General features: G+C 32.1%; 14 protein-coding genes. All 14 read left to right on the top strand.

Annotated elements, in window-relative coordinates; all coding sequences use genetic code 11:
• Positions 1-19: 19 nt before the first annotated feature.
• The 14 genes from cshA to KA900_RS13205 all read left to right on the top strand — a co-directional run bounded on the left by cshA (position 20) and on the right by KA900_RS13205 (position 12349).
• The gene (gene cshA, locus KA900_RS13270) at positions 20-1525 is read left to right on the top strand and encodes a degradosome RNA helicase CshA (RefSeq protein WP_096808808.1); all 1506 of its coding nucleotides are present in this window, start codon (positions 20-22) and stop codon (positions 1523-1525) included.
• A gap of 341 nt (positions 1526-1866) precedes the next feature.
• Positions 1867-2346 (top strand): PH domain-containing protein, encoded by a 480-nt coding sequence (locus tag KA900_RS13265; protein ID WP_115342034.1) that lies wholly within the window; start codon positions 1867-1869, stop codon positions 2344-2346.
• Positions 2339-3844, top strand: a complete 1506-nt coding sequence (locus tag KA900_RS13260; RefSeq protein ID WP_115342035.1) for a PH domain-containing protein — start codon at positions 2339-2341, stop codon at positions 3842-3844. Before KA900_RS13265 ends, KA900_RS13260 begins: the two co-directional genes overlap by 8 nt.
• Positions 3837-4319 carry a PH domain-containing protein gene (locus KA900_RS13255; RefSeq protein ID WP_108909235.1) on the top strand — a complete coding sequence of 161 codons (483 nt, stop codon included), beginning with the start codon at positions 3837-3839 and terminating at the stop codon, positions 4317-4319. Before KA900_RS13260 ends, KA900_RS13255 begins: the two co-directional genes overlap by 8 nt.
• 62 nt (positions 4320-4381) lie before the next feature.
• A complete protein-coding gene (gene acpS, locus KA900_RS13250; protein ID WP_096808812.1) occupies positions 4382-4732 on the top strand; it encodes a holo-ACP synthase in 351 nt (116 codons plus the stop codon).
• A 115-nt stretch (positions 4733-4847) separates the two neighbouring features.
• Positions 4848-5996 (top strand): alanine racemase, encoded by a 1149-nt coding sequence (alr, locus tag KA900_RS13245; protein WP_210139761.1) that lies wholly within the window; start codon positions 4848-4850, stop codon positions 5994-5996.
• Positions 5997-6083: 87 nt separating this feature from the next.
• On the top strand, positions 6084-6254 hold the full coding sequence (gene mazE, locus KA900_RS13240) for a type II toxin-antitoxin system antitoxin MazE (protein ID WP_096808814.1): 171 nt from the start codon (positions 6084-6086) through the stop codon (positions 6252-6254).
• Positions 6251-6613: a type II toxin-antitoxin system PemK/MazF family toxin gene (locus KA900_RS13235; RefSeq protein WP_096808815.1), complete on the top strand. Its 363-nt coding sequence runs from the start codon at positions 6251-6253 to the stop codon at positions 6611-6613. The genes mazE and KA900_RS13235 overlap by 4 nt, the downstream gene beginning before the upstream one ends.
• Positions 6614-6907: 294 nt before the next feature.
• Positions 6908-7951, top strand: a complete 1044-nt coding sequence (locus KA900_RS13230; RefSeq protein ID WP_242692998.1) for a SpoIIE family protein phosphatase — start codon at positions 6908-6910, stop codon at positions 7949-7951.
• A gap of 68 nt (positions 7952-8019) precedes the next feature.
• Positions 8020-8346: an anti-sigma factor antagonist gene (locus tag KA900_RS13225; protein WP_096808817.1), complete on the top strand. Its 327-nt coding sequence runs from the start codon at positions 8020-8022 to the stop codon at positions 8344-8346.
• A 1-nt stretch (position 8347) separates the two neighbouring features.
• Positions 8348-8830, top strand: coding sequence for an anti-sigma B factor RsbW (rsbW, locus tag KA900_RS13220; protein ID WP_115342036.1), 483 nt, complete (start codon positions 8348-8350; stop codon positions 8828-8830).
• Positions 8805-9575: an RNA polymerase sigma factor SigB gene (gene sigB, locus KA900_RS13215; protein WP_096808819.1), complete on the top strand. Its 771-nt coding sequence runs from the start codon at positions 8805-8807 to the stop codon at positions 9573-9575. The genes rsbW and sigB overlap by 26 nt, the downstream gene beginning before the upstream one ends.
• A gap of 148 nt (positions 9576-9723) precedes the next feature.
• The gene (locus tag KA900_RS13210) at positions 9724-11874 is read left to right on the top strand and encodes a Tex family protein (protein ID WP_115342037.1); all 2151 of its coding nucleotides are present in this window, start codon (positions 9724-9726) and stop codon (positions 11872-11874) included.
• Entirely contained in the window at positions 11867-12349 is a 483-nt protein-coding gene (locus KA900_RS13205; RefSeq protein ID WP_115342038.1) for a SprT family protein, read from the top strand. The genes KA900_RS13210 and KA900_RS13205 overlap by 8 nt, the downstream gene beginning before the upstream one ends.
• The last annotated feature ends 69 nt before the right edge of the window (positions 12350-12418 follow it).

The following is a 12418-nucleotide window of genomic DNA, read 5'->3' as shown; positions in this document are numbered from 1 at the left end:
TAAATAAAGGAGAATTATATTGCAAAATTTTAAAGAATTAGGGATCTCAGATAAAACGGTAGAAACCCTACAATCTATGGGGTTCGATGAAGCCACTCCTATACAAAAAGAGAGTATCCCTCTTGCCTTAGAAGGTAAGGATGTTCTTGGTCAAGCGCAAACAGGTACAGGAAAAACAGGCGCATTTGGTATTCCACTTATTGAAAAAGTGGCGAATCGAGAAGGGGTTCAATCATTAATCCTAGCACCAACAAGAGAGTTAGCTATGCAAGTAGCTGAATCGCTTAGAGCTTTTGCTAATGGACAAAATGTGCAAGTAGTAACTGTATTTGGTGGTATGCCAATAGATCGCCAAATCAAATCACTTAAAAAAGGTCCCCAAATCGTTGTAGGAACACCTGGACGTGTAATTGATCATTTAAACCGTCGCACATTAAAAACAAATGATATTCATACGCTTATATTAGACGAAGCGGATGAAATGATGAATATGGGCTTTATTGATGACATGAAATTTATCATGGATAAAATCCCAGCTGAACAACGTCAAACAATGCTATTTTCAGCTACAATGCCTAAAGCAATTCAAACTTTAGTTCAACAATTTATGAAATCACCAGTCATTGTTAAAACAATGAATAATGAGATGTCAGATCCACAAATTGATGAATATTATACAATTGTGAAAGAACTTGAGAAATTTGATACCTTTACAAACTTCTTAGATGTACATCAACCAGAATTAGCCATTGTATTTGGTCGTACGAAACGTCGTGTTGATGAATTAACAAGTGCATTAATTTCAAAAGGCTATAAAGCTGAAGGTTTACACGGTGACATTACACAAGCTAAACGTTTAGAAGTATTAAAGAAATTTAAAAACGACCAATTAGATATATTAGTTGCAACTGATGTTGCAGCAAGAGGACTTGATATCTCTGGCGTGAGTCACGTTTATAACTTTGATATCCCTCAAGATACGGAAAGCTATACGCATAGAATTGGACGTACAGGTCGTGCTGGTAAAAAAGGTGTAGCGATTACTTTTGTTAACCCAATCGAAATGGATTATATCAGACAAATCGAACAAGCTAACAAACGACAAATGACAGCATTAAGACCCCCTCATCGTAAAGAAGTGCTTAAAGCACGTGAAAATGATATTAAAGGTAAGGTTCAAAAATGGATGTCTAGAGAGAACGAACCTAGATTACAACGTATTGCTACAGAATTAATTGAAGAATATAATGATGTAGATTTAGTTGCATCTTTACTACAAGAGCTTGTAGAATCAAATGATGAAGTTGATGTTCAACTTACATTTGAAAAACCATTATCTCGTAAAGGTCGCCAAAGTAAAGGCCCTAGACGTGGTGGCAACAACCACAAACGTGGAAATAAATTTGACAACAAAAACCGTCGTTCAAAAGGCGGATTCAACAATAAAAAGAAAAATGATAGATCAGCAGATAGAAATAACAAGAAATCAATGAAAGGTCGCACATTCGCAGACCACAAAAAATAATATACTTTATCATATATGAACGTTAGGTTTAGTCACTCCAATTTTTGGAGTGATTTTTTTACGCGGAATAGGATGATTAAACGTCATTTTTAAATTATTATATACATCAAATAGCAATATAGTTTAAGTTGCAGACGAGACATACATTAATATTTCAATATTGAATATAATAATGGCATATTGATTGTAATAGAAAAGATGTGGACCAAGTATTAAAGCCCTTCAGTCGACTTTATCATATTAAATCAACGCAATTTTTATTTTACGCTATTGAATCATTAATGTAGCAAATATAGTAGCTATGTTATAATGAATTGAAAATTCTAAGAAGGAGTGTAAGCATGACTAACGACCCACAATTTAGGCGTAGTCCCAAACAAGCCATTAGCTATTATTACATAGTAGAAGTTTTTGAATTAATTGTTAGTTTGGCTGTGATAGCGATGCTAATATTTTTATGGAATCATTATGAATGGTGGCACTTTTTGATTTATATATTTATTACTGCTATTGTATTTGATGTTTTATATGTAATTGTAAAACCATGGTTAAAATACCAATATACATTTTATAGGATGATGGACCATTATATTGAAATTAAGACAGGTTTCTTTTTTAAGAAGAATGATATTGTTAAGTTTGAACGTACGCAATTTTTAGAAAGAAAAAGTAATCCTCTGTTAAAAAGATTATTTCTAGACAAACTATCGTTAAAAACTGCAGGTCACACAGTTGATTTCCCGCTTCTCTTAACGACAGAGGTTGAATCATTTGAAAGTAATATTTTAGAATTTTTACGTGGAGCTGATTATGATGTATAGTCCTCAAAAATTACATCCTATATCTTACATAACTGGAATAATAGAGGCGTTAAAACAAAATATCATTTTAATTATTATTTTCTTAGTATTTAATTTACGTAACTTTGACTTTTCTGATTACACTTCATATATATATCCTGGAATTGTTACTGTTTTGTTTTTAATATCTTTTATCCTTCAGATACTAAAGGTTTACAATACAAGCTATTGGATAGAAAACGATCATTTTATTTTAGCTACTGGTATTTTCACTAAGGAAAGAAAGGAATTAAATATACGTAGAATTCAAACATTAGATACATCACAAGGGATTATTAATCAAATTGTAGGCGGGGTTAAATTGCAAATTAAAACTCCGAGTGATGGCATAGAATTAGATACAGTATCCAAAGCACAAAGTGAATTTATTCAACAAACGTTAAAAGAAAAACAACAAAGCCTTGCTCAAAATCCTGAAGTGAATATAACAGAATCATCATTTACAAATCAGGAAGAAGAGGAAACATTTGAAGACAAATCGCAATCTATAGATGTATATAAATTAACTTTCAAAGAATTGTTATTTATGGCATTAACGAGTGGCGTTATCGGTGTAGCTTTTGCAACGCTTTCACCGATATTTGTAGCATTGAATGATATTATACCTTGGCACTTAATTACTGATACATTCTCTCAAGTTTTTCAAGCCACGTTTATGGTTGTATTAATAATTGTTGCACTTGTTATCCTACTAAGTTATATTTTTGGGACAATTATCGAGATTATCAGAAATTTTAATTATACAGTGACACAGCAAGGTAATCAGTTAAATATCCAATATGGTTTGTTTAACGTCAAAAGTATTACTGTACCTACTGATAGGGTCCAAGCAGTCGTTGAGCGACAATCATTTCTAAGAAAATTATTCGGTTATACCTCAATACATTTTGTTATTACAAGTGATATGGGAAGTACGGATAAAGATGATGTAAGTCTTGGAGGTAATGTCATGATTCTGCCATTTATTAAAAGGGAAAAAGCTTTTAAAATTATTAGAAACCTTATTCCAAGTATGATGTTTGATAAACCTGAAATTGGTATGCCTTGGCGTGGGTGTCATAGATATTTTTGGAGAGAATCGCTCGTTCTAATCATTATGGCTGCAATCGCGACATATTATTGGTCTGCTTGGTCTTTTGCTGTCGCTAGTTTCGTTATTATATTAATGATTTTACATAGCATTATTGTTATAAAATCATCAGGATTCAAATTAAATGGTGATGAAATGATTGTACGTAATGTAACTATGTTTGGCTTTAAAAATACGTATTTTAAACACGATAAATTATTAGGTATGCAAATTACAAAGAATCCATTTTTAAGTCGTAGTAACTTAGCAAATTTTAATTTTATAATTGCAAAAGCGGCTGGAAATGCAGAGATAGGATTGAAATATAGTGAAGATAAAAACGTGAAAGCATTAAAGAAATGGTATTTGAGGGGTGATATTGATGAATGATTATAATTATATGCATCCATCTGGAAAAACAGTCATACGACTTTCATCTTTAATTAGTGTAGCAGTTTTTATCATCATTTTAGCTATCGTTTCTGTTGTGAACCAAGTGTGGTTACATCTTATTAGTTCTAAAATGATGTTTTGGATATGGATAGTTGGAACAGTCATTATCTTAATTATTTTAATCATGGGGTGCCTCATCATACCTATCTATCGATATAAAATATTTAGATATAAGTTAGTTAATCAAGAAGTAACTGTTAGAAATGGTTTGTGGTTTATTAATGTTGTAAATATACCGTTATTTCGGATTCAAAATGTAGATACACATGAAGGTATTATAATGAGAAAATATAATTTAACGAGTTTGACTTTATCGACAGCTGGAGGTAATACTGAGATAAAGTTAATAGATAAAAACAAAGCATATGCGTTAAAACAAGCAATTAAAAATAGTAATAATTCTATGCAATAAAATCAATAACGGCATTTCCCTATAAATTAAAGTAACTTGGCATAGAAAGTTAGGAGTAGCTTATGATACATGGTGTCGGTGTAGACTTAATAGAAATCGATAGAATCAAAAAGATTTATCAAAGGCAAGACAAACTTATCGAACGGGTGCTATCTATAAATGAACAAAAGCGTTTTAACCAATTTAATAATGAAGCACGGAAAATAGAGTTTTTAGCTGGTAGATTCACTTGTAAGGAAGCTTTCAGTAAAGCGTTAGGGACTGGACTTGGTAAATCTATTGCGCTAAATGAAATAGATTGCTTTAATGACGAACGAGGCAAACCTTGTATCCATTATGACGGATTCAAAGTGCATGTAAGTATTTCTCATACAGAGCATTATGCCATGAGCCAGGTTATCATAGAAAAATAAAGTGAGTTTTTAATCAATGATTAGAATATAAGATTTGAATATTTTTTTAGAATTGTTATAAAATGAGTTTTATATATAATCGGCAAATTTATTTTTGAAATGGAGGTTCCATTTAATGTCTGATAAGTATTATAGATCAACTTATTTAAACGTAGATTTAAATGCAATCGTTGCAAATTTTCAAGTTTTTCAAAAATTACATCCTAGTAAAACCGTGATGCCAGTAGTTAAAGCAAACAGTTATGGTTTAGGGAGTTTGAAAATCGCACGTCATTTGATGAGTAATGGTGCAGATTTTTTTGCGGTCGCTACATTAGATGAAGCGATTGAATTAAGAATGCACGGGATAGATGCTAAAATATTAGTACTGGGTGTAATTCCTACATATACCATAAATAAAGCCATACAACACCGTGTAGCAATTACAGTGCCTTCAAAAGAATGGTTAATTAAAGCATTAGAAGAAATACCAGAAGATAATGAGAAGGTCTTGTGGTTACATGTCAAAATTGATACAGGCATGGGCAGGTTAGGTATTAAAGATGTAGTTGAATATAAAGAAATCATCGAGTTGATTAACAATTGTGACCATTTAGTGTTTGAGGGTGTGTTTACGCATTTCGCTTGCGCAGATGAACCAGGAGAATCTATGATTAAACAACAAATGCTATTTGAATCCATTGTAAACGAAGAAGAAAAGCCACAGTATATACATTCACAAAATTCAGCAGGTGCTTTAATGAAAGATAGCCAATTTTGTAATGCAGTAAGAATTGGTATATCACTATATGGCTATTATCCTTCACAATATGTAAAAGATAATGTAAAAGTACATTTGAAACCAAGCGCACAATGGATAAGCGAAATTGTGCAAACTAAAATTTTACAACCAGGAGAATCCGTTAGCTATGGTAGTATTTATACCGCAGATGAACCTACTAAAATAGGTATCATACCTGTTGGTTATGCTGATGGTTTCCCAAGAATCATGTCCGGTTTCCACGTAAATGTGAACGGGCAGCAATGTGAAATTATCGGAAAAGTATGTATGGATCAAATAATTATTAAAATTCCAGAAGAAATTCAAATGGGTGATAAAGTGATATTAATGGACCATCATCCGGATAGTCAACAATCTGTGGAAGCGTTGGCACGTCAACAAAAAACAATTAATTATGAAGTGCTATGTCGCTTGAATAGAAGGTTGCCACGTATTTATTATGGAACGCAAGACCTAGAAATCCTTAATGAATTACTAAAATAGTATAGTCACTGTATTTAAAATTTGTTATTATATATCTAACAAGAAATCTCAATATATTCTATTTTAGTCACATGGAGGTCTTTATTCATGGCAAGTTTTAATCAAAACAGAAATCATAGTATTGAACAACTTTTAAAAGAAGGCTATTCACAAATGGCTGACTTGAATCTCTCCCTTGCGGCGGAAGCATTTCCATTTGAATGTGAAGCTTGCGATTGCAATGAAGTCTACATTAGCTCTAAGCATAACAATGAATGATGAGAAGAGGCGACGTTTATTTAGCTGATTTATCACCAGTACAGGGATCTGAACAAGGGGGAATAAGACCCGTAGTCATTATACAAAATGATACTGGTAATAAATATAGTCCTACCGTAATTGTAGCTGCAATTACTGGTAGGATTAATAAGGCTAAAATACCTACACATGTAGAAATAGAAAAAAGCAAGTATAAACTCGACAAAGACTCTGTTATTTTGTTAGAGCAAATACGTACTTTAGATAAAAACAGATTGAAAGAGAAATTAACATATTTATCTGATGAAAAAATGCAAGAGGTAAATAATGCTATAGATATTAGCTTAGGATTACATAATATTAGAAATCATAGAACATAATTCTTAAATAAACGTAATAAAATAGCGAGTTATAGACATCAATTCTCTATACATGCAACAAGCATTTAATTATAAGATTATTTGTACATAGAAAAGAGATAACAAATGATGCGTTTGTAATCACATATCTTTGAATAGGATGTTTAAGTTGAAAAGCTTTAGGTTATCCTAAAGCTTTTTTCGATATAAATAAATAATTCGAGGGTGTTTTACTTTAAATAGAAATTAAATTGTACAGCTTGTTTAACAATTTTAAACACATACATATAATAAAACATTTTTATGTTAAAACCGATGTATGCGATTTATATTTGCATTTTGAGGAGGAAATACCGAGTGAAAGAATTCAAAAATCAATATAAAGCGCTAATTGACGAAAGTTTACATGCAGTTAATGAAACAGATTTATTAAAAAAGTGCGAGAGCTTTACAGAAGAAGTAAAAAGAAAAGATTTACTGCCAGAAGATATTGTTGAAATTCATAAGAATTATGTCAAAGCGTTAGATTTAAATGATGAACAAATTTCTAAAACCTTTAATATACTTAAAGAAGTAGTCAAAGGGTTTGGATATAATTATAGGGACTATCAGCGACTTGTAGATCGATTGCAATATCATGATAAAGAGATTGACTTAGCATCTCGTTTACAGCAAACTATGCTTAAGACAGACATTCCTCAATTTGACAGTATACAAATCGGTGTAATCTCAGTAGCAGCACAAAAAGTAAGTGGTGATTATTTTAATTTAATAGATCATAGAGATGGCACGATGAGTTTCGCTGTTGCAGATGTCATAGGTAAAGGTATACCCGCTGCGTTAGCGATGAGTATGATTAAATTTGGAATGGATTCATATGGACATTCGCAATTACCAAGTGATGGACTTAAGCGGCTAAATCGTGTAGTTGAAAAAAACGTAAACCAAAATATGTTTGTGACGATGTTTTATGGTTTATATGAAGAATTAAATCATCTCTTATATTGTAGTTCTGCTGGTCACGAACCTGGTTATGTCTATAGAGCTGAAACTGAAGAATTTGAAGAAATCAGTGTTAGAGGACGTGTATTAGGGGTAAGTCAACAAACAAGATATAAACAACAAGAGATACCTATTTATTTAGATGATTTAGTTATCATATTTACGGATGGTGTCACTGAGGTTAGAAATGAAGCTGGTGATTTTTTAGATAAAAATTATCTTTTAAATATGATAAAAAAATATAAACATATGCACCCGCAAGACATCGTTCAACTTTTATATGAGGCGATTTTAAAAATCCAAAATCCAGATAGAAGAGACGATTTAACAATATTAATTATAAAAAGAGTCAATTAGATAAGATTAGCTTTTAAACTTAAAGGGTATAATGGTTATTAATGAAACTATGCTTAGGAGTGTAATTTATGAATCTGAATATTGAAACAGTAACACATGATACTCATTATGAGGTCAAAGTAGGTGGAGAATTAGATGTTTATACTGTTCCTGAATTGGAAGAAGTATTAGTACCGATGAGACAAGAAGGAACACATGATATATATGTTAATTTAGAAAATGTTAGTTATATGGATTCAACTGGTTTAGGACTATTTGTAGGAACGTTGAAAGCTTTAAACCAGAATGATAAAGAATTATATATTTTAGGTGCTTCAGATCGAATAAGTCGATTATTTGATATAACTGGGTTGAAAGATTTGATGCATGTTAATGAAGGAACGGAGGTCGAATAACATGCAACTTAAACAGGATTATATTGAAATGCGCTTACCAGCCTCAGCCGAATATGTAAGTTTAATACGTTTAACATTATCAGGGGTTTTTTCACGTGCTGGTGCCTCATATGATGATATAGAAGATGCAAAAATCGCAGTCAGTGAAGCAGTAACGAACGCAGTGAAACATGCATATAAAGATGACGCCGCAGAGGTAGGCATGATTAACCTTTGTTTTGAAATTTTTGATGATAAAATTAAAATTGTAATTTCTGACCAAGGAGAAAGCTTTAATTACGAAGAAACGAAAGCAAAGCTAGGACCATATAAAGAAGATGAAAATATAGATTTTCTTAGAGAAGGAGGTCTTGGACTATTTTTAATCGAATCTTTAATGGATGAAGTTACAGTAGATAAAAATTCTGGTGTAACAATTAGCATGATTAAGTATATTAAAAAAGAGCAGGTGCGAAATAATGGCGAAAGAGTCGAAATCAGTTAATGACGTATCACCTGAACAAATAAACCAATGGATACTCGAGCATCAAAATAATGAAAACACCGATGCACAAGATAAACTTGTTAGACATTATAAAAAGTTAATCGAATCATTGGCCTATAAGTATTCAAAAGGCCAATCTCATCACGAAGATCTCGTTCAGGTTGGTATGGTTGGTTTAATTGGAGCGATTAACCGATTCGACCTATCTTTCGATAGAAAATTCGAAGCCTTTTTAGTACCAACTGTCATTGGTGAGATAAAGCGTTATTTACGTGATAAAACGTGGAGTGTACATGTTCCAAGACGCATTAAAGAGATTGGACCGCGTATCAAAAAAGTCACTGATGAATTAACTAATGAGTTAGAGCGTTCACCTTCTATTGCTGAAATAGCTAACCGGCTGGAAGTAAACGAGGAAGATGTGCTTGAAGCCATGGAAATGGGACAAAGTTATAATGCATTAAGCGTAGATCATTCTATTGAAGCGGATAAAGATGGCTCCACTGTTACATTATTAGATATTATGGGTCAGCAAGATGATAATTATGATTTAACAGAAAAACGAATGATTTTAGAGAAAATACTTCCTATTTTAACTGAACGTGAAAGAGAAATTATACAATGTACATTTATTGAAGGTTTAAGTCAAAAGGAAACAGGTGAACGAATAGGTTTAAGTCAAATGCATGTATCTCGTTTACAAAGAACAGCAATCAAGAAACTTCAAGAAGCAGCAAATAAATAAAATGCATGTTCGCAAAGCAGAATTCCAAACCCGGGATTCTGCTTTTATTGATGTTTGGTTGAGTATTATTAAAAGGCAAGGGGATAACGTTGTATGTTAGAATATAATAAAGCGTAAATCAATTTTTTATTTATGAGTGGAGGATACTATGGATAGTAATTTAATACAATCTATAAAAGAAAAATACAAATTTTCAAGCCAACAAATTCATGCAGTATTATTATTGCTTGAAGAAAAAAATACAGTACCGTTTATTGCTCGTTATCGTAAAGAGCAAACTGGTGGTTTAGATGAAGTAGAAATCAAACAAATTGATGATGAATATCAATACATGGTTAACCTACAAAAAAGAAAAGAAGAAGTCATACATAATATAGAAGAACAAGGTCTTTTAACTACAGAGTTAAAAAGCGATATTTTGAAACAAACCAAATTACAAAGAGTAGAAGATCTATACAGACCTTATAAACAAAAAAAGAAAACAAGAGCTACTGAAGCAAAAAGAAAAGGTTTAGAGCCGTTTGCACAATGGCTTAGAAAATCGAAATTGGATATGTCAGTTGAAGAAAAAGCAATGCAATTTTTAAATGAAGAAATAACAGATAAAGCACAAGCAATTAAAGGCGCACAAGATATAATAGCTGAATCAGTATCAGACGCTCCTAAGTATAGAACGAAAATTCTTAAAGATACGTTCCAACATGGTAAAATAGTAACTCAAAAGAAAAAGAATGCCGATGACGAGAAAGAAATTTTTTCTATGTATTACGATTATTCGGAACCAATCAAACAAATTGCCAACCATAGAGTTTTAGCGATAAATCGTGGTGAAAAAGAGAAAGTATTAACAGCAAAGATAGAGATGGACACACAAGGTATCGAGAATTTTATTCGTAAAAATGAAATAACATATCAACATGAAGGGTCAAATGTTGTAGGAGACGCGATAAAGGATAGTCTAAAACGATTAATCATGCCTTCGATAGAGAGGGAAATAAGAGGAGATTTAACAGAAAAAGCTGAAAACCATGCTATTGATGTATTTAGTGAAAACTTAAGAAACCTTTTATTACAACCGCCGATGAAAGGTAAACAAATATTGGGTGTCGACCCGGCGTTTAGAACAGGATGTAAATTAGCTGTAATCAATCCCTTTGGTACATTTATTGCAAAAGGGGTGATATACCCTCACCCACCAGTAAATAAAAAAGAAGAGGCAGAAAAAACGTTTGTTCAATTTGTAAACCATTATGATGTTGATTTAATTGCTATCGGTAATGGAACGGCAAGTAGAGAAACAGAACAATTCATAGCATCAATGATTCAAAAACACCAAATGAAAGCACAATTTATTATCGTAAATGAAGCTGGCGCATCAGTATATTCTGCTTCCGAGGTTGCTCGTTCAGAATTTCCAGATTTCCAAGTAGAAGAACGTAGTGCAGTATCTATTGGAAGAAGAGTGCAAGATCCATTAAGTGAGTTGGTGAAAATTGACCCGAAATCAATTGGCGTAGGCCAATATCAACATGACGTAAATCAAAAAGCATTGGAAGGTGCATTAACTTTTGTTGTGGAAACAGCTGTTAACCAGGTAGGTGTTGATGTAAATACTGCGTCACGTTCACTTTTACAATATGTGTCAGGCTTATCGTCGACAATCGCACAGAATATTATTACTTATCGAGAAGAAAATGGTGCGATTAAACACAATAAAGATATTGCTAAAGTGAAACGATTAGGGGCTAAAACATTCGAACAAAGTATTGGTTTCTTAAGAATCATCAATGGTAGTGAACCGTTAGATAATACATCCATTCACCCTGAAAGTTATGATGCAACCTACCAATTATTAAAGGAAATAGGTTTCAAAGTTGAGGATCTAGGTAATGACGAATTGAAATCAGCTTTAAATCATATAAATTTATCGAGTATGGCAACAAAACTAAATATTGGGGAACCAACGCTTGAAGATATCATTAAATCATTAATTGCTCCAAATAGAGACCCGCGGAATGAATTCGACACCCCTATGTTAAAATCAGATGTATTATCAATTGAAGATTTGTCACCTAATATGAAATTGAGTGGTACTGTGAGAAATGTGGTTGATTTTGGAGCATTTGTCGATATTGGTGTTAAACAAGATGGATTAGTGCATATCTCAAAACTCTCTAAGAAATTTGTTAAAAACCCGATGGATATTGTGAGTGTAGGAGATATCGTTGATGTTTGGATTTTAGATATAGATGATAAAAAAGGTAAAGTTTCATTGACAATGATTGATCCATATGGATAATGTAAATTTACAACAAATGACCGAGTCTATTTCTAAATCTTATTTTAATAGACCTTTTAAACATAAAGCTTATTTCAACCCAAGACTTAGAACCACTGGTGGCCGTTATATATTAAATACGCATAATATAGAAGTTAATGTTAAACAGTATAATAAGTTTGGGGAAAAGGCTATTGAAGATATTATTAAACATGAATTATGTCATTACCATCTTCATCTACAAGGAAAAGGGTATAAACACAAAGATAAAGACTTTAAAATATTAAGCACACAAACTGGGGCGCCAAGATTTTGCTCCGCTATAGAAAATTACGAAGATCGAGTTAGATATACGTATGTATGTTCTAATTGTAACTTAAAATTTAATAGGATAAGAAAAGTTAATACTGAAAAAATGGTTTGTGGACAGTGTAAGGGGAAATTAGTAGAAAAAAATTCCGTTAATTACGCATTTCAAATGAAAAAAGAAAGCTGATTGTATTTGGCACTGAACCCTTAAAATGGGAACTTAATAAAAACACTGTTTTCTAGGCTGCTAATTTCC

Source organism: Staphylococcus sp. GDY8P120P (assembly GCF_017892065.1).
GTDB classification, from domain to species: domain Bacteria; phylum Bacillota; class Bacilli; order Staphylococcales; family Staphylococcaceae; genus Staphylococcus; species Staphylococcus nepalensis.
This window is presented reverse-complemented; position numbering and strand designations above follow the sequence as displayed.